Raw genomic sequence first — 23,645 nt, 5'->3', positions numbered from 1 at the left:
CCCTTTAGCTTTTTAAATGTGTACACTCATTTGCATTATTTTACGTCGATCGCTTGGCATAGAATATGCCCGATCAAAATGTGCATCTCTTGGATACGCGGCGTATCGTCGCTCGGAACGATAATATTGACGTCGCAAAATTCGCTCATCACGCCGCCGTCTCTTCCGCTTAAACCGACGGTACGGCATCCCATGTTGCGAGCCAGACTGAGCGCACGCACGACGTTTTTGCTGTGTCCGCTGGTTGATATACCGATGAGCACGTCGCCCTTTTGCGCCAAAGCTTCGACTTGACGATCGAAAATACGATCAAACCCGTAATCGTTTCCTACCGCCGTTAAAACCGACGTATCGGTCGTTAAAGCAAGCCCCGCAAGCCCGCGTCGCTCCGTTTTATAACGCCCGCTCAGTTCGGCGGCGATATGTTGCGCGTCGGCGGCACTTCCTCCGTTACCGCAAAGCATAATTTTATGCCCGTTTTTTAAAGCTTCGCTCGCAATAATCGAAGCGGTATAGATGTGGCTTTGCAACGTCGAAAGCGTTGCCTCGACGACCGCTTGATGCGCTTTTATTTCGGTATAAATCATCTCCATCATGCGTTTCGTATCCTTTCTATCGTCTTCGTCGTACTTTTGCCCTCGATAAAGCTTACTAATCGTACTTCCTTGGCGATGTCGCTTCCCACGACCTCTTTACCTTCATAGTCCGCTCCTTTGACCAAAATATCGGGCTTAAGGGCGGTGATCAGCTCTAAAGGCGTGTCTTCTTCAAACAAAACGACGTAACTGACCGATTCCAATCCCGCTAACAGGTACGCGCGATCTTCCCATGGATTAATCGGACGGCTTTTTCCTTTTAAACGCTGAATCGACGCATCCGAATTAAGCCCCACAATGAGCATATCCCCAAAGCTTTTAGCCACTTCGAGGTACTTCACATGCCCTACATGTAAGATGTCGAAACAACCGTTGGTAAAAACGATCGTGCGGTGTTTTTGCTCGGCAAGAATGCGGAGGATCTGCTCTTTCGTTTTCAGCTTACTTTGCGCGCTCGTGCGGCAAAACGTATGCTCGTAGGCTTCGATTTCATCGAAATTCACCGTAGCACTTCCGAGTTTTCCGACGACTACGGCGGCGGCTTTGTTGGCAAACGATGCGGCTTCTTGAATACTTAAATCGCAGGCAAGCGCATAGCCGAGTGCGGCTAAGACCGTATCTCCCGCACCGGTGACGTCGTAGACTTCACGCGCGACGGTGGGCATTTTCATAAACGTCTCGCCAAACAGTGCCATACCGTCTTCGGAAAGCGTAATCACGGCATACTCAAGATTCAAACTCTCTTTGAGCAACATGCCTGCTTTTTGTAAACTCTCATCATCGACGATGGCGATTTTCGTCGCAAGGCTCGCCTCTTTTTTATTGGGCGTCACCAGCGTTGCACCGGCATATTTGCGATAATCGTCGCCTTTTGGATCCACCAAAATCAACTTACTCTTTGCTCGTGCAAGCGCAATAACGTGACATGTAAGGGCTTCCGTTAAAACCCCTTTACCGTAATCGGAAAGCAAAACGAGATCGACATGGGGAAGCATTTTTTCATAATGAGACACTAGCGCCTCGATCGACGTTTGGCTAATCGGTTCTTTGGATTCGCTGTCATACCGTACGACGTGTTGATGCGACGCAATCACGCGGCTTTTTTTGCCGGTTTTTCGCCCGACTTCTCGAACGATGCCTCCAACGTCGGCACCGGAAATTTCAAGCATGCGTACCAGCTCTTCGGCGTTTTCGTCTTGACCGACGACGCTTAAAACGCCGACGTTTGCGCCTAAGCTTAAAAGATTATTGACCACGTTTCCGGCACCGCCTAAAACGGTGCTCTCTTTTTGAATGTCCACGACTTGAACCGGAGCTTCGGGTGAAATGCGTTCGCATTTTCCCCAAAGGTAATGATCCAACATTACGTCACCGATGACCAAAATAGTCGGACGATACGTTCGTAATTTATCCACGTTTGACTTCGCTTTCATAAATGCGTTTTATTTCGGGAGCATACGCTTTGATGCCCTCTTCCAAGCTCACGCTCGGTCGGTAACCCAAATCCTGACATGTCAAAGCAATATCCGCTTGCGTATGCATCTGATACGCCCCAATATAAGGATTTTCAAAATAGTCCGTGCCTAAGGAAGTACCGAGCTCTTGTTGCAAGGTATCGGCAATCTCTTGAAAACTACGCGGATTTCCCGTTCCGACATTGTAAACGCCGCATTTGCCGCAAAGCGCGGCTTTAAGATTGGCTTGAATCACGTCGTCGATGTAGATAAAATCGCGTTGGATCGCTTCCGATCCGTAAAAAAGACGCGGTTTATTACCGCTTAAAATTTGAAGCCCGAGTTGCAACGCCATCGACGCCGTTTTGTGTTTGAAGTACTCTCTTGGACCGTAAACGTTAAAGTACCGAAGCCCTACGACGGACATTTTTGGATGCGATACGCAAAATGCTCGTGCGGTATGTTCCATGGCAAGTTTGCTAAAACCGTACACGTTTTGAGGTCGCTCGTATCCGATGCGTTGAGGAGAAGGAGCATCGCCGTACGTTGCGGCACTGGAAGCGTAGACTATGACCGCACCGCTTTGATGGGCCAGTTCCAAAATATGCTTAAAAGCATTGACGTTGGTTTGGATCATCATCCCTTGATCGAGCACGGTCGTATCGGAAATCGCCGCTTCGTGAAAGATATAATCAAAGCGGTACGCAACGAGTTTGGCAATCGCCGCTTCATCGTTAATATCGCCGCTAATCACTTCGCCTTGAAATCCGATCAGGTTTTTAAAATGCCCGAAACTCTTTAAGTGACCGTTGGCAAACGTCGCTTCGCTTCGGAAACAATCAAAGACGACGACCTTACATGTCGGAAAGTTTTCTTGAAAATAAAAAGCGAGGTTACTGCCGATAAATCCAGCACCGCCCGTAATTAAAACCGTTTTATGATGAAAATCGACCATAAAAAACCTTATTTAATAATATTGATTGTATCCAAAAGAAAATTAACCCTATATTTAGCATCGCTCGGTTGATCTTCGCCGATGAAAATCGTTTGCTCGATACGAGCGCCTCTTGCGGCTATCATATCGCTTGGTTTATCGCCGATCATCCAAGAACGCTTCACGTCGATGTCAAACGCTTGGATCGCCTCTTCGAACATTTGGCTCCGAGGCTTACGACACGAACAACCAAGTTCCGGTGCGTGCGGACAATGATACACCGCGTCGATGGTGACGTTTACATGTAAAAACGCTTGACACATCCACGACGTTAAAACGTGAAAATCTTCTTCACGGTAATACCCGCGTCCGATACCCGATTGATTCGTGACAATAATCAGCAAATATCCTAAATCTTGAAACGTACGCAAGGTTTCGAAAACACCCTCGCAAAACTCGAAATCTTCGATCCGATAGACATAACCCTTATCTTTGTTAATCACGCCGTCACGATCCAAAAACACCGCTTTGTTCATCTATTTTTCCAACTCTTGCGTAATGTCGCTGAGCAAATTGGTGTACTCCAAATAATCAAATTCTTTTTGCTGTGCGATCAAAGACTCTTTCGCCCGCCTAAAAAACACGCGCGCTTCGTCGCGATTTTTCATATCGTATGCTAAAAATTTTCCCATATAATAATTGGCGAACAGATGATCGGGTTCTGCGTTTAAAACTTTTTGAACGGCTTCAAGTGCACTGTAAATTTGCGTATTTTTTTGCAAGGCAAGGGCGAGTTTAAGACGAATCATATGTTGCATGCCGTCCACCGCCAAACTTTTTTTATACATCAACGCCGCTTCGCTGAAAATGCCCATTTCAAAATACCCGTCACCTAGCTCGTTCCAGATACGTTTATCGTTACTTTTTGCCGCTTGCTGTTTGAGATTGGTCACTTTAAGCGCAAAAGGTAAAACCGTTGCGATTTGGCTGTTTTCCACATGATGAGGATCGATCGTATAGGCATCGACGAGCAGTTCGAAACCGCGCGCGATTTGCCCGCGTTTGAGGTAAATATTGGCAAGTTGAAGCATGCAAACCGTATTGGAAGGCTCTTCGATTAAGATTTTTTCTATCTTTGCTTTAGCACTTTGAGAGTCGATTCGCTCCGTCTCGCATACGCTATGCGTTTGAGCGTACGCCAAAGAGAAACACCACGCGATTACACCCAAAATTCGCCACATTTCGACCTACCGTCCTTAGATTTTAAGGTAAATTATACCCAAACTTTGACCTAAACCCTCTTTGCTTTTTTGAGAAATGTCACATCGGCTAAGCAAGGATAAAGTCTCCTGCGTTATAATTTTGCCACACACAACATTCAAGGGGCTTTCAATGAAAAAACTCTCTCTATTCTTGGCGATTGCGGCTTGTTCAACGCTTATGGCGGCGGACGGCGAAGCGATCTACAAATCAAAATGCTTTTCTTGCCACGGCGACAAAGCTTCCAAAGCGGCTTTAAACAAGTCTCAAATTATTGCAGGCTGGGATGCCGCAAAAATCATCGCTTCCGTTAACGGATACAAAAACGGTGAAGGCGGACCGATGAAAGGCGTTATGAAACCGATCGCGTCAGGCTTAAACGACGAAGATCTTAAAGCAGTAGCCGCGACCATCGCTTCTTATAAATAAGCGATATACGGCTACGGGGCATCGCGCTCTTGTAGCCGTATGAACGTTTTTTAATCCGGCGGGGCGTATCCCGTCTCTTTTTTACGTTTTTCTTCCAAAAGTTCTTTGCGCTTTTTTTCCATCATCACCGCATCGTTCAATGCCTCTTGGCTGTCAAACTGCGCACCGTCGATAAATTTGGTTTGATCGTCGAACTGTCCGCTTCGAATGCCCCATATCAACGCCCACAAACCGAATGCTCCCAAAAGCGTCGAAGCACCGAGCATCATCGCAATAACCCAACCGTCCATTACTCTTTCCTTTTCAATACCGTTTTAATACGCATCGCATTTCCCACCACGACCAGCGAACTTAAAGACATCGACAATGCCGCAAACAGAGGGATAATATAACCGCTCATCGCCAAAGGCACGGTCAAAACGTTGTAAAGCAACGAAAACGCCAAATTTTCTTTGACGATCCGCAATGTTTTACGCGCAATCACAAACGCCTCGTACAAACCGCGCATATCGCCTTGCGTCAAAACGACGTCGCTCACTTCGACCGCCACGTCCGCACCGCTTCCCATCGCAATGGCGATCTCACTACTCGAAAGGGCTAACGTATCGTTGATACCGTCTCCCACCATGACGACCTTATGCCCTTTTTGGCGCAACGCTTCGATGTATTCGGCTTTTTCGTGCGGTAAGAGCGCGGACGCGTACGTTTCGATTCCCGCTTCCTTTGCGATACTTTCGGTGACATGGGCATGATCGCCGCTTAACAGTACCAAGGAAAGCCCTAACGCTTGGAGCTTTTCAAGGCTCTCTTTCGCATCGCTTTTGAGCGTATCTTTGAGCCCGAACATCGCAACGATCTGCCCGTCGACCGCAAAAAAGTAATGCGTCAGGTTTTCCAACGTTTGAGGGATATGAACCTCGATTCCCTCTTCGTGCATCAAGCGGGCATTACCGCCTGCGATACGCTTAGTCTCGCAAAGGGCTTTAACGCCTTTGGCTTCGATCGCTTTGATCTGCTCTAAAGCGTGTGAGGGCATCTTGGGAAATCGCGCTTTTAAATACGCTCCGACACCTTGACTGATCGGATGCGAAGAGCTACATGTCAGGGCATACGCTAAAGACGCAAACGATTCGTCTTCAAAGATTGTTTCGATCACTTCGGGCTTTGCGTTGGTAATCGTGCCCGTTTTATCGAGCACCAGCGTATCGCATTGTGCCATACTTTCCAAAAATCCTGCCTCTTTAAACAAAATGCCTCTTCGTGCCGCCAAAGAGATGCCGACCAACGTCGCAATCGGCGTCGCCAAAGACAAAGCGCACGGGCAGGCAATGACGATGACCGAGATCGAAACGATCAACGCGGTCTCAAACGAAGCACTTTGGTAGAACCAAAAACAAAACGTCAGAAGTGCCAACGTTAAAATCGTACGCGAAAAATAACCCGAAATACGGTTTGCTAGCTTCTCGATCTGCGGTTTTTTACTCATCGCGTCTTCTAGCAAGGAGACGATTTTCGAGAGCATCGAAGAGGCAAACGTCGACGTCGCTTTGTAACGAATCACGCTGTCCAGACAGATAGAGCCGCTCAAAATTTTATCGCCTTGTTTGAGTAAAACGGGAATCGATTCGCCGTTAATACGCGAAAAATCAAACGACCCTTCTCCTTCGCAAACGATGCCGTCGATCACGATTTTATCGCCGGCACGGACCTCAAGGATTTCGCCCGCTTCGATCGATTCGACATCGGTTAAAATTTTTTCTTCGCCTTTCACCAATACGACTTCCGTGGGCATTGCGCTACCGAACGCATCCATCGTATCGACGGCTTTTTTCTTAGTCAAAACTTCTAAATATTTCCCCGCAAAAACAAACGTAATAATCATCGTAACCGAGTCGAAATAGACTTCGGCGTTTTGGGAAAACATCGCGTACAGTGAGAAAAGATAGGTTAAAGAAGCTCCCGTAGCAACCAAAAAATCCATTGTGATCTGTCGGTGTTTCAAGCCGTAATATGCCCCTTTAAAATAGACCGACCCCGTATAAAAAAGCGTCGGACTGGCTAAAACGAACTCCGCAAAATTCAAAATATTTTTATGGTATTTTTCCATACCGCTAAAATACCCCGCGTATTGCGCCACGGCGATCCACATCACGTTCATCGTCGCAAAAATGCCGACTAAGAGCTTCGTATAATATTCTCTACGCTGAGCGATACTGCGTTCTTCCCCGCTTTTAGGATCGTAAGGATACGCGTTATAGCCGATACTTCGAATCGTCTCGATAATCTCGGACAATTTAATAACGCTTGCGTCCCAAACGATTTTGGCTTTATGATTCGTATAATTAATGCTTGCTTCGACGATGCCCTCTTTTTTGGAGAGCACTTTTTCGTTAAGCCACACGCAAGCACTGCAATGAATCCCCTCGATAATGAGCGAAATTTCGTTAAAGCCTTCTTTATTTTCTTTCACGTACTTGGAAACGAATCCGTCCAAATCGAACCTCGCAACGTCGTCGTGAAGCACCTTAGGCGGCTCCAGCGTCGTTTCGCCGATCTTGCCGTAAAACGTTTGTAATCCTTCGTCTTGAAGCAGATGAAAAACGCCTTGGCAGCCTTTGCAACAAAAGTATTTGGACGGAGTAAAGCTCTTATCTTCAAATAACGCCGAAGCGTCGTACTCTAATCGGCAGTGATCGCAACGTTGTTTAGCCATAGTAATCTTTCGCGTAAAGTTTGAGCTCAGATTATAGCGTGACTTTTGTGTGATGAACCTGATAGTGCGTTTCAATCGTGCGTTGATAAGAGCTCTTCTTTATTTTTTTTTCAAACCCTTTGTGCTAAAGTGCCTTCCTTGCATTCTCGCGGGCTCATATCGGTATTTAGGGATTGGATTGAAACGCTCATATAAACTTTTTTTAAAGACGGGATTGCTTCTTGCGAGCCTGATGCTCCCGATCGGCATTGCCGTACATTATGATTACGATACGCTCGCTTACGCCCTTCTTGCGCTACTGGGTATTTTAAACTTTTGGGGCGTTTACAGGGTCTTACAATCCAACGATAAACTCAAAGACGAATTACGCAAAAATCTCTATATCGACCTCAACACGCGCCTTCCCAATCGACTCAAACTCCTTCAAGAAAAGAAAAAACTCGACCCGTCCATCGATTCGACGCTGATGATTATTAACATCGACTCGTTTCAAAATACCAATAACTTTTACGGTCATCGCTTCGGCGACCAATTTCTCAAAGTCATCGGCGAATGGCTACAAGGCAATCTCCCGCCCGTAGAATCTTCGCTTTACAAGTTTGAAGCCGATATTTACGCCATTTTGATCAAAGTACCTTTTAGCGAATTTAACCTTCAAAAGTACCTGAAAAAACTTTCGACGAAAATTACGAAAGATCGCATCATGTGCGAAGAGGTCGAAGTCGACACGACGCTTTCGATCGGCGCGTACCAAGGTAAGAAAAACCTCTTAAAACTTGCCTCTATTGCCTGCAAAGAGGCAAAGAATAAACGCCTAGCGTATATGATTTACGACAAAAGTAGCCATAAAGAAGCAGAGTACCATCACAATATGATGATGAACCACACCCTTAAAGAAGCCCTTGCCAAAGACCGCGTCGTTCCTTTTTTCCAACCGATCCTCAACGTTCGTACGTATGAGATCGAAAAATACGAAACCTTGATGCGTATTCAAAAAGAAAACGAAGGGTATTACGTTCCTAGCGAGTTTTTAGACGTTGCCAAACATTCGAAAATCTACTCCAAACTCTCTATGTCGTTGATCCAAAAAGCGTTTGAGACCTTCCAAATCTCATCGAGCAGCTTTTCGATCAACCTCTCGTATTTGGATATGACCAATCTGGTAACGACGACGTTTATCATGGAAAAACTCGAAGAGTTTAACGTCGGACCTTGGGTTATCTTTGAGATTTTGGAAAGCGACAGTATCGACAACTACGAAGCCGTGTTGCATTTTATTTCGCAAGTCAAATCCTACGGCGCGAAAATCGCCATCGACGACTTTGGGGCGGGATATTCCAATTTTGAACGTTTAAGCGAGTTGCATGCCGATTTTATCAAAATCGACGGAAGTTTGATTAAAAATATCCATCGCAACGACGAAATGAAGATTATCGCCAAAACCGTCGTCAATTTTGCCAAAGAGCTCGGCATCAAAACCATTGCCGAATACGTGCATTCCAAAGAAGTGCTCGAATGCGTGAAAGAGATCGGCGTGAACTACGCGCAGGGCTTTTACATCGGCAAACCCGACGCCGCTTTCAAATCTTCGAGCAGCTTTTTTGACGAACAAACAAACACAGGTAAAGTCCACATCCTATAAAAACGGCACCTCCTAGATGGTACCATTCCAAACGTTCGCCTAAAAACAGATATGCCAAAGCACTTCCGAAAAGCGGCATCAAATGGGTAAACTGTCCGGTTTTATCCGCTCCGATACGCGCAATTCCCAAATGCCATAAGTAATACGAAACGATCGACGTCAAAAGGCTCACGTAAGCGATGGCCCAATAGTAGTGTTTGAGAACGAAATATTCACGCTCCAGCGTATAGCCTTGCGCCAGATAAAAGGGTAGCAACATGATGACGCCCAAAAGAACCGTCGTCATAAAAAACTCGAAACTGCTCAAAGCCTTCGGACGAAATTTAACCAAAACACTGTAAGCAGCCCAACATAAAGAAGAAGCGATCACCCAAAAATCGCCTTGATTGAACTGAAGCGAACCCAAAACGCGCCAATCACCTTTGAGGACCAAAAACGCGACGCCCGCCGTTGAGAGCACGATGCCGAAAACCTGAATCGCGCGGATGGGCAAGCCTAAAAAGACGAAAGAGAAAAAAACGATCAATAACGGAATGCTCGAATTAATCAACAATGCGTTGATCGCAGCGGTGTAATGTAACCCGACGTACAAAAGCGTATTGAAACCCGCAATCCCGAGCATCGCTAAAAGCGCCAACACGAAAAAATGCTCTTTAAGCGCACGTGCAATGTTTCGTACATGTAAGCATAAAAACGGCAAACCCACGATCAAAACGCCAAGCCACCTGAAAAACGCCAACTCCAACGGCTCGATCGCATCGGAGACGAAGCGTCCCAAAACAAAATTTCCCGACCACAGTAGCACGCATAAAACCAACAACGCATAGATTCGCATCACCGTCCTTTATGATGGCATTTTGGCAAAACCACTCGCACTTTTTCCGGATACTTCCCACTTTTTTGCGGTATGCGTTTTGCAAAAACACTCTTCAAAAGCGGCATTATAACAAGTAGCTTATTTCTTTAGCGTTAACCTCTTTAATTAAGAGTTTATTTATCCGAGTTAGTTATAATGGAAGCACGAATACATCTTTTTTAAAGGAACACTCTATGGCAACTACCAAACTCAAAGGCAATCTTGTAAACTTAGCGGGAACCGAATTAAACGTCGGCGATAAAGCACCTTGTATCAGCGTCGTCGCGAAAGATTTAAGCGAAATTACGATCGGCGGAGCAAGCGATAAAACGCAAGTGATCGTCATCGTCCCTTCATTAGACACGCCCGTATGTGCGCAAGAGACTCGTATGTTCAATACCAAAGCCGCCGGTATCGACAACGCAACCGTTACCGTCGTTTCGATGGACTTACCGTTTGCGATGGGTCGCTTTTGTACCACGGAGGGTATCGCAAACCTTCAAGTCGGTAGCGATTTTAGAGACAAAACCGCCGCAAACGCTTACGGCGTTTTGATTGCCGATGGTCCGCTTAAAGGTTTGAGTGCACGCGCGATTTTCATCGTCGATAAACACGGCGTGATCGTTTACAAAGAACTTTGCCCCGAAATCACCGAAGAGCCTAATTACGAAGCGGCGTTAGAAGCCCTCAAAACGGTTGCGGCGGCAAAAAGCGGTTGCGGTTGCAGTTGCGGACATTAATGGCTGAGTAACGCTTTTTCTTGTGCGCTATCAAGCCACAAGAGAAGCTCCGCCGTTTGCTCCAACGTTTGCATCGGAATCACGATTTGAGGCAACGCGGCAAACGCTGTCAGTAAGGTCTCGTTTTGCAAAAAAGCGACGTTGTAAAGCGTCGCTTTTTTTAAAATCACTTCCATTTGAGCACGCCTAGCATGCTCCGTATTTGTCGGTTGTAACGCCCGATACGCACTTAAACCTTTCGTATTCATAAACACATCACTCCCGCAAAGCGTCCCGTTTGCTTTTCCCGACGGTACGAAAAATAATCCCTATTGCAACAACTGCACTCCGCCGATATTTCGATCTTACATGTTACGATTCCCAAAGTGCTCAAAGCCTCTTGTAAAGCATGTTGCAAATCCAAGAAGTAGCGTCCTCCCCGTACGTAAAGATGGCGTTCAAAGCCGTACGTTACCTCAGGTCCGACTTCGTAACAACACGCGTGAATCGAAGGTCCGAGTCTTACATGTAAGTCTTCAAGTTTCGTGCCGTATGCCTTTTGCATCGCCAAGGCGCACGCTTGCACCACGCCTAAACGCACTCCTTCACGCCCCGCATGGGCGACTCCGATGCTTTGGGTTATCGCATCGTATAAGAGCACGGGAATACAATCGGCAACCATCACGCACAGTCCGATCCCTTTTCGGTTCGTGATCATCGCGTCGCAAACGGGCATTTCCAAACCCGTTTCGATACGCTCGACGCTGTTTTGATGAACCTGTTCCATAAATACCAAGCTTTCCGCACCGATTTTTTCGCGTAAACGTTCACGATTGAGCGCAACGTTCTCGGGTCGGTCGCCGACATGATACGCGACGTTAAGGCTCTCAAAGGGAAAAGGACTTACGCCGCCGAAGCGGTCGGTAAACATAAAACGCATTAGTACAATGCCATAATGCGATCCACGCTTTTCCAATCCAACGCTTTTTCGCGGTGAAACAGATGGTAGACGTAACGTGCGAACATGTCGGTTTCGATATTGACGCGACGCCCGACGCGGTAAGAGCGGATCAAGGTATTTTCCAGCGTATGCGGAATAATCGTCAAACGAAACGCATGCAAAAACACTTCATTGACCGTCAGACTCACGCCGTCGATGGCGATGCTCCCCTTGGGCACGACAAACTTCATCAAAGCTTCGGGAAGCCCGATTTGAATATCCAAACCGTTTTCTTGCAAACTGAGCGATTCGATAACGCCGATACCGTCGATATGCCCTTGCACCATATGACCGTCTAGCCGTTCGTCCAAGCGCATCGCCGGTTCGATATGCACGCTTCCCTCATAATTTTCCATCGCTAAAGCGTGACGGCTCTCCAACGAAAGTTCGACGCTGAAACCGTCTTCAAATAAAGCGATAACCGTCAAACATGCTCCGTTGATAGCGATACTATCGCCGATCTTCGGACGGTAGCGCGCCCTCAAACGTAAAACATTGGTATGATAACTCAGCACTTCGGCACATTCGCGAATCAATCCCGTAAACATATTCCGACCTTCTTCCTCGTCATAGACTTCTTTCATACGTGAATTATAACCATTTTTTAGCGGATCGCCGATGAGGCTCGCAATGTTAAAGTTCCCTCTTACGTATAAAGAATTTTAAAGAAAACTTGACTACAATTAAACCATATGGCATTAAGGAGTCTTGCATGTATTCTGCTCTATCGATTTCCAACAAAATCCATCTTCCGCTGATCTCTTCGATCATCGTGGGTATGGTGATTATTTTAGCGTCTACGTATTTGAGCGTTCGTACGATCGAAAAAGACGTTTATACCAAAGAGCAATCAACGCTTCGCGTCTACGTCGAAAACCAACTCGATGCCAAATACGACGTTGCCTTAACCAATGCGATTACCGTCGCGTCGAACTATTACGTCATCGAAGCCTTGCTTCGCAACGATCGCGCGCTTGCGCTCGAAGGGCTTAAAACGCTCTCTCAAACCTATAAAGAGTTTACCGACTTTAAAAACGTTCAAATTCACATTCATACCAAAGATATTAAAAGTTTCTTACGCGCATGGATGCCTGAAAAATTCGGCGACGATCTTGCGTCGTTTCGTCATACGATTAAAAAAGTTAAAGAGAGCAAGCAACCGCTTTATGCCATCGAAATGGGCGTTGCTGGCATGTCGCTTCGAGGTTTGGCACCCGTTCTCAAAGACAAAGAGTATTTAGGTTCGGTCGAGTTTATCCAATCGTTCGAATCGGTCGTCACCGGTGCTAAAAAAGATTTGGGTGCTAGCGTTATCTTTTTGACCGATAAAAAACAACTCGATCTTAGCGCTTCGGCAAAAGACGCGCTCTTAGCCCGCGATACCGCCTTGTCGCAAAAAAAAGAAAATACCGATATGAAGCTTTTCGAAGAGATTAAAAACCTCGATTTAAGCGCACAAGGAAGCCGCTTTATGACGCCGACGTATTTCGTCGTTCGCCAAGAGCTCAAAGGCTTTGACGGCAATCGTTGCGGCGAAGTGTTGATGGCGGTACCCAAATCCGTCGTCGATCAAACGGTCAACGAAGCGCAAAGCGGTATGTTACGCCAAATCGTCATTATGGCACTCATCGATATTTTGGTAATCGTCGCTCTGATTCTCGTGCTTCGAAAAGCCGTTAGCCGACCGCTTGAGGAGTTGAAAGACAAAGCCGCCAGTCTGGCAAGCGGTGATGGCGATTTAACGAAAAAAATCGATATTAAAAGCGGCGACGAAATCGGACAAACCTCTTTGGAATTCAACCGTTTTATCGAAAAAGTCCGCCAAACCGTTGCGCACGCCAAAGAATCCAGCGTTCAAAACGCTTCGGTTGCAACCCAATTAAGCTCTACCGCGATCGAAGTCGGCAAACGTGTCAAAAGCACCTCCGAAATCGCCCAAACAACCAACGCGATGTCGCAAGCGATCAAAAACGAGCTGCAACATTCGCTCCAAAAAGCCGAGCAGTCCAAAAAAGAGATCGAAAATGCGCATACGACGCTTGGCAATGCCAAAAACGAAATTTTGAAAATGGCGGCACAAGTCGAAGACTCGGCGCAAACCGAAGTCGAACTGGCCAGACAAATCGCACAACTCAGCTCCGATGCAGATCAAGTGAAAAACGTCTTAACGGTCATCTCCGACATTGCCGATCAAACCAATCTTTTAGCGCTTAACGCCGCCATCGAAGCCGCACGCGCGGGCGAGCACGGACGAGGCTTTGCGGTCGTTGCCGATGAAGTGAGAAAACTCGCCGAACGTACGCAAAAAAGCCTTTTGGAGATCAATGCGACCATTAACGTGATCGTTCAAGCGATTAACGACGCCAGCGATCATATGAACACCAATTCGCAAAGTATGGAAAAATTGACGCAAATCGCGCACGACGTCGAAAACAACATCAGCCAAACCGCCCGTATCATGGACGACGCCACCGCTTCCAACGAACAAACGCTTCACGATTACGCCAAAACCGCCGAACGTATCGACGGTATTGCCCAAAAGATCGAAGAGATGAACGCGTATAGCGTCAGTAACGCCAAAAGCATGGAAGAGATGGAAAGCGCAACGCGCCACTTAAGCACGCTTACCGAAGAGCTCAACCACGTTTTAACCGACTTTAGAACGTAAAACGCGCACGAAAGGCAAGGGCCTCGGCTCTTGCTTCCTCAGGCGTAACGCTTTGAAACCGTATGCTTCCCCCGACGTTTAATTGCGCGAGTTTAAAACAATCCACCGCAATGACCGAGCCGATTTTCGGGTATCCGCCGATCGTTTGTCGCTCTTTTAAAAGAACGATCGGTTCGCCGTGACTGGGAATCTGAATCGCTCCGTAACAAATCGGTTCCGACAAAATGCCCGTAACGCTCGGTACGATTTTTTCTCCGCACAAACGATACCCCATACGATCGCCCTCGCCTTTGTAACGATACGTTGTCGTAAAAAACGTCTCGTGCGCCCGTGCATCGAACAATGCCTCTTGGTATCCTTTAACGACGCGTAAAACCGCCTCGTCGGAGTACGAAGGTATAAGAACGCTCGGAAGACGGCGTTTTAATGGCAAGCACGTACCTTGCGTCGGCAAAAAATCCCCTTCGATCAGTTTTCTTCCGTCAATGCCCCCAAGCCCTTCTTTAACGCTCGTGGAAAAACTTCCGTACGCAAAAGGCGTTTTAAAACCTCCCGCGACGCTTAAGTACGCAAACTGCCCTTTTGAGGCAAATCCGAAGCGTATGACGTCGTCTTTTTCGAGACGGTGCGTTTGCCACATGCCGATCGGTTCGCTATTCAGCGTCGGATGCATATCCGCTCCCGTAATCGCAACGGTTTGCTTACATGTCGAAACCAAAGCAAGCCCGCCCAAGGCAATCTCCACGACCGGCGTGTTAAACGCGTTTCCGGCAAGCTTATTGGCATAACCGAACGCCGTTTCGTCCATCGCCCCGCTTTGCGTCAACCCGATATCGCAAAATCCTATACGTCCGCTATCTTGAATCGTGCTTTGCACGCCGCCTTTGAGTACCGTGAAACCTACATGTTTTTGACTCATAGTTCACCGCCCAATGCCAAAAAACGCTCTTGGCTAATCGCTTCAAAACGTACCGCGTCTCCTACATGTACAAACGAAAGTCCTGGATACGATGCATCGAACATCGCAATCGGCGTACGTCCTAAAATTTTCCATCCTCCGGGACTTTTCGCGGGATACACGGCACTTTGGCGATCCGCAATCGCAACGCTTCCTTTAGGAACGGCTTTTCTAGGATTGGCAAGGCGTGCCGTTTCCAAGCGTTCGTCGGTTTGTCCCAAATAGGCAAATCCGGGTGCAAAACCGATGGCATAAACTCGGTACGTCGTTTGCGTATGCAACGCAACGATCGCTTCGATCGACATCCGTTTTTCCAAAGCAAGAGCCTCCAAATCCCAACCGACTTCTTGCGCGTAGTAAACGGGAATCGTCACGACCTTTTGCTCGCGTGCATCGATGTGCGGCGCATCTTCGAGAAACGATTGAATCAGTCGACATGTCGTTTGAAAATCGTACCGTACCGAATTAAAACCGACCATCAACGAAGCATACGAAGGAGCTATTTCCAAAAACGCCGGATGCGCGCTTCGTTTCAACGCCGCATATGCTTGATACACTTTGTCGGAAACAGCAGCATCGATCGTATGACCGAAATAAAGAATGACGCTCGACTCCGAAGCAATACGATACTCGACGTTCACATGCATTTCCTCAAAGTTTCGACCATCGCTACCGCTTCGGCATTATCGCCGTGAACGCATAAAGTATCGGCACGAAGTGCAATCTTTTTACCCGAAATCGTTTCTAAAACGCCCTCGTTTTGTAACAGTTTCAACCGAGCCACGACCGCATCGACGTCGTGTAACACGGAACCGGCTTGATGGCGCGGCACCAAATAGCCCTCATCGTCATACGCTCGATCCGCGAAGACTTCGTATAACAACGTGATACCTTCTTGCGCGGCGGCTTCTTCATGCGCCTTCATATCCATCATCGACAGTACCATGACTTTCAAATCGATATCGATACGTTTGATAGCGGAGAGCACGGCTTTAAAGATACGCACGTCTTTCATCATATCGTTATAGAGTCCTCCGTGCGGCTTGACGTATTCGAGTTTTGCCCCGTTGGCTTTAACAAATCCCCACAAAGCACCGATTTGGTAAATAACCATCGCTTCGACTTCTTCCAACGAACACGCCATACTACGCCTACCGAATCCCGCTAAATCCGGATACGCCGGATGCGCTCCGATACGCACGCCGTGTTTTAATGCCAGTTTAATCGACTTATCCATAATCACGGGATCGCCCGCATGAAAACCACACGCGAAATTTGCCATATCCACATACGGCATTATTAACGCGTCCAAGCCCATTTTCCAAGAGCCGAAACTCTCTCCGGCATCGCAATTTAGTTTAAGACTCATTTTTCGATCCTTTCACTTTTCTAGACGTATTGTAGCAACTTTCCCGTTGCTTCTACGCTTAAGATACAGCCAAATCATAGTATAATAAAATTTTTCCCATGCATTTTTCCTTTTGAGAAAAAAAGTGATTCAAAAATTTATCTTTTAGGTACTGTGATTATGAAATACGACGTGATTGTAATCGGAGGCGGGCATGCGGGTATTGAAGCATCCTTGGCCTCCGCTAGGCTTGGAAATAAAACCCTTCTGATCTCTATTTTAGCCGAACAAATCGGCGCGGCAAGTTGTAATCCCGCCATCGGAGGACTCGCCAAAGGACATTTGGTCAAAGAAATCGACGCTTTAGGCGGTCAAATGGCACTTGCCACCGATGCTTGCGGCATTCAGTTTCGCATCTTAAACCTCTCCAAAGGCCCCGCCGTTCGCGGAAGCCGCGCGCAAATCGATATGGACCGTTACCGTATCTACATGCGTACGACGCTTTTAAATACCGAAAATTTAAGTATCGCCCAAGAAACCGCCGAAGAGATTCTGACGGAAGAAGGTTGCGTCAAGGGCGTCATCACCTCACTCGGCAACCGTTACCATGCCTCAAAAGTTATTGTCACGACCGGAACGTTTTTACGAGGGCTGATTCATATCGGCGAATACCGACACGAATCCGGACGCGTTGGCGAATTTCCTTCCCTCAAACTCTCTTCTTCTATTAAGGGCTTAGGCATTACGATGGGACGGCTAAAAACCGGAACGTGTGCCAGAATCGACGCTAAAACGATTGATTTTTCCAAAATGGAGCTCCAACCCGGAGACGAACATCCGATTCCTTTTAGTTTTCGTACCGACCGCACCGATTTTCATCCGCATCAGCTACCTTGCTATATCGCCTATACCAATGAAGAGACGCACACGATCATCGAAAGTAATTTTCACAGAGCGCCTTTGTTTACGGGACAAATCAACGGCATTGGACCTCGTTATTGCCCCAGTATCGAAGATAAGATCAACCGCTTTCGCGACAAAGAACGCCATCATCTCTTTATCGAACCGCAAACGCGCGAAGCGACCGAATACTACATTAACGGTTTTAGCACCTCGTTACCGACCGATACGCAACTTGCTATGATTCATTCGGTAGAAGGAATGGAAAATGCAAAGATTGTTCGCTTCGGATATGCTATCGAGTACGATTACGTCGATCCGACGGAACTCAAACATACGTTGGAAACCAAAAAAGTTTCCGGACTCTATTGCGCGGGACAGATCAACGGAACGACCGGCTACGAAGAAGCGGCGGCACAAGGATTGATGGCGGGTATTAACGCCTCGTTGCACCTTCAAGGAAAAGAACCGCTGGTTTTACGCCGCGATGAAGCGTATATCGGCGTTTTGATCGACGATTTGGTTACCAAAGGTACAAAAGAGCCTTATCGTATGTTCACGAGCCGCGCGGAATATCGCCTGCTTTTACGCGAAGACAATGCGGATTTAAGGCTCACGCCTTACGGCTATAAAATCGGCTTGATCGACGAGCAAACGCATGCGCGCGTCGTTAAAAAGCATCAAGCATTACGCGAAGGCTTGGCGTATTTAGAAGAAACGACGCTCACGCCTTCCAATGAGAACAATGCCTTTTTAGCCTCTATCGGAGAAGACAAAATTACCGATAAGGTCTCATTGCAAAAAATCGTCGCGCGTTCGGATTTTAGTATCGAGAAGCTCGAAAAACTCGCACCTTGCATCGCGGCGTTTAGCGAAGAGGCGAAAGAGCAGATTTTGGTCGAAGCCAAATACAAAAATTATATCGAAAAGCAAAAAGAGCAAATCGACGTCATGAAAGAGATGATTAACGTTGCCATTCCCGCCGAAATGGATTTTGCATCTATTTCGGGTCTGAGCAACGAAGTGGTCGAAAAGCTCAAACGCTTCAACCCGCCGACTTTGTTTGCGGCAAGCGAGATTAGCGGTATTACGCCGGCCGCTTTAGATATTTTACATGTATCTATAAAACTTTTGAATAAAAAAAATAAATCTTGACGTAAAATTGACGTAAATTCGTATAATTGACGTGTGTCATAGTTTCTTAATAAATGATAAGATAAAATAGTCACAAATTAAACTACAAGAAAGGAAAACAGGATGGCTGTTGAAGAGAGCAGACGAGACTTTATCGGCATGGCATTCGGCGGTTTTGCAGCGGCAGGGGGCATTGTGGCTCTGGGTGCTATGAAGAAGACTTGGGATCCGCTTCCAAGCGTACAATCCGCCGGATTCATTACCGTTGATCTCTCTCCGATGAAAGAAGGAGAGGTACAAACGATACAATGGAGAGGGAAGCCGATTTTCATTTTGAAGAAAAGTGCGGATATGGCAAAGAACGAGAAACGAGACGTCATCGCAGGAGGGAGTAGCTACTCGGTGATGATCGGACTTTGTACGCACTTAGGCTGTATTCCGACGTGGACACCCTCCACCAAACAGTTTAAATGCGCATGTCACGGCGGCGAATTTGACGCCAGCGGCGTCAACACGTTCGGACCGCCTCCTCGTCCAATGGATATTCCTCCCTTTAAAATCGACGGAACGAAACTCGTTCTCGGCGAAGAGGGACCGGAATATAAAAAAATGGTAGCTAAGAAAGCGTAAAGGAGAGACACGTGGCAGAAATAAAAAAAGCAACGGGCTTGATGGACTGGTTGGATCAGCGATTGGCGGTCAACGGATTTATCAAAGTGATGATGAGCGAGTATTGGATTCCTAAGAATATCAATTTCTTATGGGCGATGGGTGTCGTCTTAATGAGCTTGTTCATGATTTTGATCGTATCGGGTATTTTTCTTTTGATGTATTACAAACCCGATATAAAATTGGCGTTTGATAGCGTCAACTATACGATTATGCAAGAGGTCGAATACGGCTGGTTATGGAGACATATGCACGGCGTAGCGGCATCGGTTATTTTCTTAGTCATCTACATTCACATGTTTACGGGTATCTATTACGGCTCATACAAAAAAGGCCGTGAGATGATCTGGTTAACCGGTATGGCACTCTTTGGTATCTTCTCTGCCGAAGCGTTTAGCGGGTATATGCTTCCGTGGGGACAAATGAGTTACTGGGCGGCACAGGTTATTACCAATCTTTTCGGCGGCATTCCTTTTATCGGCGAAGCGTTGGTCATTTGGATTCGAGGCGATTTCTTGGTAGCGGATGCGACGTTAACACGCTTTTTTATGTTACATGTCCTTTTACTTCCGTTAGTGATTTTACTCTTAATCGCCGTTCACTTCTATGCGTTGCGCTTTCCGCATGTCAATAACCAAGACTCCGAAGAGTTTGATTTCGACAAAGAGGCTAAGAAATATTTGGAAGGTCGCAAAAAAGAGTCTAAAGTGGTTCCTTTTTGGCCGGTCTTTTTATCCAAAGACTTTTTTGTTGTCGGTATTGCCTTAACCGTCTTTTTCTACTTGGTCTGTTTCCACTACGATTTTGCGATGGATCCGATCAACTTTGAACCGGCCAACAATATGAAAACGCCGGCACATATTTATCCGGAGTGGTATTTCTTGTGGAGTTATGAAGTGCTTCGCGGTTTCTTCTTTGATATCGGCGGTATTGCGGCAATGGATATCGGTTTAGCGGCGTTTGGATTTGCCAACGTTATTTTTATGCTGTTACCGTTTTTAGATCGCAATACGATGCATACGGCACCGGCGCACAAACGTCCGATGTTTTTCGTCTGGTTTTGGTTATTGTTAATCGATATGATCGTTTTAACCGTTTACGGTAAGCTTCCTCCGACGGGGGCAAACGCTTGGGTAGGCTTTGGTGCAACCATCGTTTTCCTTGTTTTATTCGTCCTCCTTCCGATTATTACCAAAATTGAAGCCAAAAACGAAGGAGCCGAGTCATGAGAGAGTTGAAAATTTTAGTGGTGGTTCTTTTCTTTACTGCCGTTGTCTATTGGGGTGTCGAACCTTTCGCCCATTCTCAGATGCACCCTCACGTCGCCCCTGCCGATTTCGCTTTTAAGGATTTAGGCACAAACGATAAAAAAGGCAATGCAAGCAAAGGTGCCGAGACCTTTTTAAGTGCCGGTTGTACGGGATGCCACGGTGTCGCTTCTCAAGGAATGCCTTCACCGATGGACGATGCGGCGGCTTCTGCAAGCTTTGGCGTCGTACCGCCCGATTTGAGCAATGCGGGTGCCATTTACGACAAACACTTTTTAAGCGCACTGATCAAAGATCCGACCAAAGCTTTAAAAGTCGAGCATAAGTTCAACGAAACACGTCCGCATCCGATGATTGCGTTTTACGGCCTTGGAGGCGATTTGGATCAAGAGGTTGCCGACATCGTCGCTTACTTGCAAAGCATTGCTCCGATTGCGCCTTTAAGCGACAAGCAAGTCTTTCAAGACGCCTGCGGCAGATGCCACGATATGAAATACGATAAAACGATGAGTCATTCGGATAAAGCGGCATTAACCGCGTATATGGGAACCTTGCCTCCGGATCTTTCGATTATGATTCGTGCGAAGAGCGACGAGTACCTTTCAACGTTCATCAACAATCCTCAAAAACAGTTAGCGGGTACGTCGATGCCGCGTGTAGGTTTAACCGAAAAAGCACAAAATCAAGTGATCTCCTATATGGAGAAAGTCGGCGATCGTAAAAAAGCCGAACGCGAAGACCTCGGTTATAAATTAATCGGCTATATGGTACTTTTCACGCTTCTTGCGTTTGCTTGGAAAGTCAAAATTTGGAGAGAAGTGCACTAACGTGCAAAGAAGAGGAGCCATGCACGTGCATGGCTCTTTTTTTATAGTATGCAGTAAAAAGGCTCACACAAAAAAACGCGCTTAGCGTTCTTCGTAGGCTCCGATAGAAAGAATCTTTTCGTAACGCTTATCCATACGTTCTTGATCGCTCAATTGATCTAACTCTTTTAACGACGTAATAAAATAATCCCCCAAAGCCTTAATCGCGCTCTCTTTGTCGCGATGACCGCCGACAAGCGGTTCGTCGACGATGGCATCGATTAATTTCAATCCGTAAAGATCGTCTGCGGTGATTTTCATCGCCTTGGTCGCATTTTCCTGCTTAGAAGGGTCGTTCCATAAAATGGCGGCACATCCTTCCGGAGAAATAACGGAAAAAACGGAATATCGCATCATCGCCACACGGTCGGCAACGCCTATGGCTAAAGCACCGCCGCTTCCGCCCTCTCCGATCACGACGGCAACACTTTGAGTATTCAATCGACTCAATTCCAAAAGGTTTTTGGCAATTGCTTCGCTTTGACCGCGTTCTTCCGCCGCAATCCCCGGATACGCACCCGGAGTGTCGATCAAAAACAAGATAGGCAGGTTAAATTTTTCCGCCATCTTTGCCAAACGCAATGCTTTTCGATAGCCTTCAGGATGCGGCATACCGAAATTTCGTTTGATTTTATTTTTAGTACCGCGCCCTTTTTGTTCGCCGATAATCATCGTCTTTCGTCCGGCTAAATAGCCGATATAGCCGACAATTGCAGCATCGTCGGCAAAATTACGATCTCCGTGAACTTCGTAACTCTCTTTCAACAAACCTCGAATATAGTCCAAAGCGTACGGACGATCGGGATGGCGGGCGAGTTGAAGTTTTTGGTATTCGCTGAGATTTTTATAGGTTTTAGAGATCTCTTTGGCGAGATTCTTTTCCAAGATTTCAACGGCATGCGCATCGCCTTTGATTTTTGCACCGGCAATATCTTCGTCGATTTGCTTAATACCGTTTTCAAACTCTAAATAGGTTGCCACTCTTTGTCCTTATACGCGCTTAAAAATGACGGAGCCGTTGGTTCCGCCAAAGCCGAATGAGTTACTCATAATATAGTGAGCTTTGCATTTTCGAGCCGTATTGGGGATATAATCCAAATCGCATTCAGGATCGGGATTTTCGTAATTGATCGTCGGAGGCAAAATTTCATCGCGCATCGCCATAAGGCAGATAACCGCTTCGATCGCACCCGCCGCACCCAAGCAGTGACCGATTTGACCTTTGGTAGAGCTGATTTGCGGTACGTTTGCACCGAAAAGCTCTTTAATCGCGGCCGTTTCGTTTTTATCGTTTGCCGGCGTGCTGGTTCCGTGTGCATTGATATAATCGATACAAGGAGAACCCGCCATTTCGTACGCTGCTTTCATCGCGCGGTAAGGACCGTCCATACTCGGAGAGGTAATATGGCTGGCGTCGGCACTTTCACCGAATCCGACCACTTCGCCGTAAATGTGCGCACCTCTAGCGACCGCATCGTCGTAAAGCTCGAGGACTAACGCCCCCGCACCTTCGCCCATAATGAAACCGTCACGCTCCGCATCAAACGGACGTGAAGCACGTTGGGGATCGTCGTTGCGCGTAGAAAGTGCTTTCATCGACGAAAATCCGCCGATACCCGCCGCACAAATCGCCGCTTCGGCACCGACGACAAGCATTTTTTTCGCACCGCCCGTTAAAATCGTTTTCGTTGCGTCGCTAATCGCATGCGTTCCCGCCGCACATGCCGTGACCGAAGAGAGGTTCGGTCCTTTTAAACCGTACTCGATCGAAACCATACCGCCTAACATGTTAATTAACGCGGAAGGAATAAAAAACGGAGAAATTTTACGAGGGCCTGCGGTATTGACGATCACGGAGTTTTTTTCGATGACGATCAATCCACCGATACCCGAAGCCGAACTGACACCGAAACGCTCGGACTCAAAACTTTCAAATTTCGCATCATGCATCGCTTCTTTCGCTGCGGCAAGACCCAACTGAATAAAGCGGTCGGCTTTTTTGACTTCTTTGGGATTCATAATCGTATTGGGATCAAAGCCGATGATCTCGCCGGCGATAGTCACAGAATGTTCGGTCGCGTCAAACGAACTAATGCTTTTAATGCCACATTGACCTTCAACGATAGCTTTAAAAGAACTCTCTTTATCCAAACCCAGTGAATTAATCATTCCTATACCGGTAACAACGACTCTTTTCAAATTTTTATCCTCTTTTGTGATCTAATGGGGAG

Annotated in this window: 24 protein-coding genes; 8 read left to right on the top strand and 16 right to left on the bottom strand. The window is 46.9% G+C overall.

Features of this window, described 5'->3' with window-relative positions; all coding sequences use genetic code 11:
- Positions 1-35 precede the first annotated feature (35 nt).
- The 5 genes from gmhA to UCH003_RS03055 are packed head-to-tail and all read right to left on the bottom strand — an operon-like array spanning position 36 to position 4,225.
- Positions 36-596 (bottom strand): D-sedoheptulose 7-phosphate isomerase, encoded by a 561-nt coding sequence (gene gmhA / locus UCH003_RS03075; protein WP_041962268.1) that lies wholly within the window; start codon positions 594-596, stop codon positions 36-38.
- Positions 593-2,011 (bottom strand): D-glycero-beta-D-manno-heptose-7-phosphate kinase, encoded by a 1,419-nt coding sequence (gene rfaE1, locus UCH003_RS03070; protein WP_041962269.1) that lies wholly within the window; start codon positions 2,009-2,011, stop codon positions 593-595. The genes gmhA and rfaE1 overlap by 4 nt, the downstream gene beginning before the upstream one ends.
- Positions 2,004-3,005: an ADP-glyceromanno-heptose 6-epimerase gene (rfaD, locus tag UCH003_RS03065; protein WP_144440975.1), complete on the bottom strand. Its 1,002-nt coding sequence runs from the start codon at positions 3,003-3,005 to the stop codon at positions 2,004-2,006. The genes rfaE1 and rfaD overlap by 8 nt, the downstream gene beginning before the upstream one ends.
- 8 nt (positions 3,006-3,013) lie before the next feature.
- Positions 3,014-3,520, bottom strand: coding sequence for a D-glycero-beta-D-manno-heptose 1,7-bisphosphate 7-phosphatase (gmhB, locus tag UCH003_RS03060; RefSeq protein WP_039674267.1), 507 nt, complete (start codon positions 3,518-3,520; stop codon positions 3,014-3,016).
- Complete coding sequence (locus UCH003_RS03055) at positions 3,521-4,225, bottom strand: tetratricopeptide repeat protein (RefSeq protein WP_060825380.1); 705 nt, start codon at positions 4,223-4,225, stop codon at positions 3,521-3,523.
- A 151-nt stretch (positions 4,226-4,376) separates the two neighbouring features.
- Between UCH003_RS03055 and UCH003_RS03050 the strand changes: the two genes are divergently transcribed.
- On the top strand, positions 4,377-4,673 hold the full coding sequence (locus UCH003_RS03050; RefSeq protein WP_039674271.1) for a c-type cytochrome: 297 nt from the start codon (positions 4,377-4,379) through the stop codon (positions 4,671-4,673).
- A gap of 50 nt (positions 4,674-4,723) precedes the next feature.
- Here the strand turns inward: UCH003_RS03050 and ccoS are convergent, their stop codons facing one another.
- Positions 4,724-4,963 (bottom strand): cbb3-type cytochrome oxidase assembly protein CcoS, encoded by a 240-nt coding sequence (gene ccoS, locus UCH003_RS03045; RefSeq protein WP_039674273.1) that lies wholly within the window; start codon positions 4,961-4,963, stop codon positions 4,724-4,726.
- Complete coding sequence (locus UCH003_RS03040) at positions 4,963-7,386, bottom strand: heavy metal translocating P-type ATPase (RefSeq protein ID WP_060825379.1); 2,424 nt, start codon at positions 7,384-7,386, stop codon at positions 4,963-4,965. Before UCH003_RS03040 ends, ccoS begins: the two co-directional genes overlap by 1 nt.
- 178 nt (positions 7,387-7,564) lie before the next feature.
- Between UCH003_RS03040 and UCH003_RS03035 the strand changes: the two genes are divergently transcribed.
- Positions 7,565-9,028, top strand: coding sequence for an EAL domain-containing protein (locus UCH003_RS03035; RefSeq protein WP_082709134.1), 1,464 nt, complete (start codon positions 7,565-7,567; stop codon positions 9,026-9,028).
- Here UCH003_RS03035 and UCH003_RS03030 read toward each other — a convergent pair.
- Positions 8,967-9,863 (bottom strand): DMT family transporter, encoded by an 897-nt coding sequence (locus UCH003_RS03030; protein ID WP_060825378.1) that lies wholly within the window; start codon positions 9,861-9,863, stop codon positions 8,967-8,969. The genes UCH003_RS03035 and UCH003_RS03030 overlap by 62 nt on opposite strands.
- Before the next feature lie 215 nt (positions 9,864-10,078).
- Between UCH003_RS03030 and tpx the strand changes: the two genes are divergently transcribed.
- Positions 10,079-10,624 carry a thiol peroxidase gene (gene tpx, locus UCH003_RS03025; RefSeq protein WP_060825377.1) on the top strand — a complete coding sequence of 182 codons (546 nt, stop codon included), beginning with the start codon at positions 10,079-10,081 and terminating at the stop codon, positions 10,622-10,624.
- On the opposite strand, the gene UCH003_RS03020 is transcribed toward tpx, so the two are convergent.
- Genes UCH003_RS03020 through UCH003_RS03010 form a run of 3 tightly spaced genes read right to left on the bottom strand, consistent with a single transcriptional unit; the run spans position 10,621 to position 12,151 of the window.
- Positions 10,621-10,872: a hypothetical protein gene (locus tag UCH003_RS03020; protein ID WP_060825376.1), complete on the bottom strand. Its 252-nt coding sequence runs from the start codon at positions 10,870-10,872 to the stop codon at positions 10,621-10,623. The two genes, tpx and UCH003_RS03020, sit on opposite strands and share 4 nt — an antisense overlap.
- Positions 10,869-11,543 carry a peptidoglycan editing factor PgeF gene (gene pgeF / locus UCH003_RS03015; protein WP_060825375.1) on the bottom strand — a complete coding sequence of 225 codons (675 nt, stop codon included), beginning with the start codon at positions 11,541-11,543 and terminating at the stop codon, positions 10,869-10,871. Before pgeF ends, UCH003_RS03020 begins: the two co-directional genes overlap by 4 nt.
- Positions 11,543-12,151, bottom strand: coding sequence for a riboflavin synthase (locus tag UCH003_RS03010; protein WP_041962276.1), 609 nt, complete (start codon positions 12,149-12,151; stop codon positions 11,543-11,545). Before UCH003_RS03010 ends, pgeF begins: the two co-directional genes overlap by 1 nt.
- Before the next feature lie 164 nt (positions 12,152-12,315).
- On the opposite strand from UCH003_RS03010, the gene UCH003_RS03005 reads away from it, so the two are divergent.
- The gene (locus UCH003_RS03005) at positions 12,316-14,271 is read left to right on the top strand and encodes a methyl-accepting chemotaxis protein (protein WP_060825374.1); all 1,956 of its coding nucleotides are present in this window, start codon (positions 12,316-12,318) and stop codon (positions 14,269-14,271) included.
- On the opposite strand, the gene UCH003_RS03000 is transcribed toward UCH003_RS03005, so the two are convergent.
- The 3 genes from UCH003_RS03000 to UCH003_RS02990 are packed head-to-tail and all read right to left on the bottom strand — an operon-like array spanning position 14,261 to position 16,598.
- The gene (locus tag UCH003_RS03000; RefSeq protein ID WP_060825373.1) at positions 14,261-15,190 is read right to left on the bottom strand and encodes a biotin-dependent carboxyltransferase family protein; all 930 of its coding nucleotides are present in this window, start codon (positions 15,188-15,190) and stop codon (positions 14,261-14,263) included. The two genes, UCH003_RS03005 and UCH003_RS03000, sit on opposite strands and share 11 nt — an antisense overlap.
- Entirely contained in the window at positions 15,187-15,876 is a 690-nt protein-coding gene (gene pxpB, locus UCH003_RS02995; RefSeq protein WP_060825372.1) for a 5-oxoprolinase subunit PxpB, read from the bottom strand. The genes UCH003_RS03000 and pxpB overlap by 4 nt, the downstream gene beginning before the upstream one ends.
- Complete coding sequence (locus UCH003_RS02990; protein WP_060825371.1) at positions 15,867-16,598, bottom strand: 5-oxoprolinase subunit PxpA; 732 nt, start codon at positions 16,596-16,598, stop codon at positions 15,867-15,869. The genes pxpB and UCH003_RS02990 overlap by 10 nt, the downstream gene beginning before the upstream one ends.
- Positions 16,599-16,757: 159 nt before the next feature.
- Between UCH003_RS02990 and mnmG the strand changes: the two genes are divergently transcribed.
- The 4 genes from mnmG to UCH003_RS02970 all read left to right on the top strand — a co-directional run bounded on the left by mnmG (position 16,758) and on the right by UCH003_RS02970 (position 21,375).
- On the top strand, positions 16,758-18,632 hold the full coding sequence (mnmG, locus tag UCH003_RS02985) for a tRNA uridine-5-carboxymethylaminomethyl(34) synthesis enzyme MnmG (RefSeq protein WP_060825370.1): 1,875 nt from the start codon (positions 16,758-16,760) through the stop codon (positions 18,630-18,632).
- A 102-nt stretch (positions 18,633-18,734) separates the two neighbouring features.
- Positions 18,735-19,241, top strand: coding sequence for a ubiquinol-cytochrome c reductase iron-sulfur subunit (petA, locus tag UCH003_RS02980; protein WP_060825369.1), 507 nt, complete (start codon positions 18,735-18,737; stop codon positions 19,239-19,241).
- 11 nt (positions 19,242-19,252) lie between these two features.
- Complete coding sequence (locus UCH003_RS02975) at positions 19,253-20,509, top strand: cytochrome b (RefSeq protein WP_060825368.1); 1,257 nt, start codon at positions 19,253-19,255, stop codon at positions 20,507-20,509.
- On the top strand, positions 20,506-21,375 hold the full coding sequence (locus UCH003_RS02970) for a c-type cytochrome (protein ID WP_060825367.1): 870 nt from the start codon (positions 20,506-20,508) through the stop codon (positions 21,373-21,375). Before UCH003_RS02975 ends, UCH003_RS02970 begins: the two co-directional genes overlap by 4 nt.
- Positions 21,376-21,456: 81 nt before the next feature.
- On the opposite strand, the gene accA is transcribed toward UCH003_RS02970, so the two are convergent.
- Positions 21,457-22,395: an acetyl-CoA carboxylase carboxyl transferase subunit alpha gene (gene accA / locus UCH003_RS02965; protein WP_060825366.1), complete on the bottom strand. Its 939-nt coding sequence runs from the start codon at positions 22,393-22,395 to the stop codon at positions 21,457-21,459.
- A 9-nt stretch (positions 22,396-22,404) separates the two neighbouring features.
- Entirely contained in the window at positions 22,405-23,613 is a 1,209-nt protein-coding gene (locus UCH003_RS02960; RefSeq protein WP_060825365.1) for a beta-ketoacyl-ACP synthase II, read from the bottom strand.
- Positions 23,614-23,645: the final 32 nt, after the last annotated feature.

Origin of the sequence: Sulfurospirillum cavolei (assembly GCF_001548055.1) — a bacterium.
Taxonomy (GTDB): domain Bacteria; phylum Campylobacterota; class Campylobacteria; order Campylobacterales; family Sulfurospirillaceae; genus Sulfurospirillum.
The sequence above is the reverse complement of the archived record's forward strand: the minus strand, read 5'-3'. Positions and strand labels throughout refer to the sequence as shown.

Coding starts and splice junctions, on each gene's coding strand:
- gmhA (WP_041962268.1), bottom strand. CDS start 596: ATGATGGAGATGATTTATACCGAAATAAAAGCGCATCAAGCGGTCGTC.
- rfaD (WP_144440975.1), bottom strand. CDS start 3,005: ATGGTCGATTTTCATCATAAAACGGTTTTAATTACGGGCGGTGCTGGA.
- gmhB (WP_039674267.1), bottom strand. CDS start 3,520: ATGAACAAAGCGGTGTTTTTGGATCGTGACGGCGTGATTAACAAAGAT.
- UCH003_RS03055 (WP_060825380.1), bottom strand. CDS start 4,225: ATGTGGCGAATTTTGGGTGTAATCGCGTGGTGTTTCTCTTTGGCGTAC.
- UCH003_RS03050 (WP_039674271.1), top strand. CDS start 4,377: ATGAAAAAACTCTCTCTATTCTTGGCGATTGCGGCTTGTTCAACGCTT.
- ccoS (WP_039674273.1), bottom strand. CDS start 4,963: ATGGACGGTTGGGTTATTGCGATGATGCTCGGTGCTTCGACGCTTTTG.
- UCH003_RS03040 (WP_060825379.1), bottom strand. CDS start 7,386: ATGGCTAAACAACGTTGCGATCACTGCCGATTAGAGTACGACGCTTCG.
- UCH003_RS03030 (WP_060825378.1), bottom strand. CDS start 9,863: ATGCGAATCTATGCGTTGTTGGTTTTATGCGTGCTACTGTGGTCGGGA.
- tpx (WP_060825377.1), top strand. CDS start 10,079: ATGGCAACTACCAAACTCAAAGGCAATCTTGTAAACTTAGCGGGAACC.
- UCH003_RS03020 (WP_060825376.1), bottom strand. CDS start 10,872: ATGAATACGAAAGGTTTAAGTGCGTATCGGGCGTTACAACCGACAAAT.
- pgeF (WP_060825375.1), bottom strand. CDS start 11,543: ATGCGTTTTATGTTTACCGACCGCTTCGGCGGCGTAAGTCCTTTTCCC.
- UCH003_RS03010 (WP_041962276.1), bottom strand. CDS start 12,151: ATGTTTACGGGATTGATTCGCGAATGTGCCGAAGTGCTGAGTTATCAT.
- UCH003_RS03005 (WP_060825374.1), top strand. CDS start 12,316: ATGTATTCTGCTCTATCGATTTCCAACAAAATCCATCTTCCGCTGATC.
- UCH003_RS03000 (WP_060825373.1), bottom strand. CDS start 15,190: ATGAGTCAAAAACATGTAGGTTTCACGGTACTCAAAGGCGGCGTGCAA.
- pxpB (WP_060825372.1), bottom strand. CDS start 15,876: ATGCATGTGAACGTCGAGTATCGTATTGCTTCGGAGTCGAGCGTCATT.
- UCH003_RS02990 (WP_060825371.1), bottom strand. CDS start 16,598: ATGAGTCTTAAACTAAATTGCGATGCCGGAGAGAGTTTCGGCTCTTGG.
- mnmG (WP_060825370.1), top strand. CDS start 16,758: ATGAAATACGACGTGATTGTAATCGGAGGCGGGCATGCGGGTATTGAA.
- petA (WP_060825369.1), top strand. CDS start 18,735: ATGGCTGTTGAAGAGAGCAGACGAGACTTTATCGGCATGGCATTCGGC.
- UCH003_RS02970 (WP_060825367.1), top strand. CDS start 20,506: ATGAGAGAGTTGAAAATTTTAGTGGTGGTTCTTTTCTTTACTGCCGTT.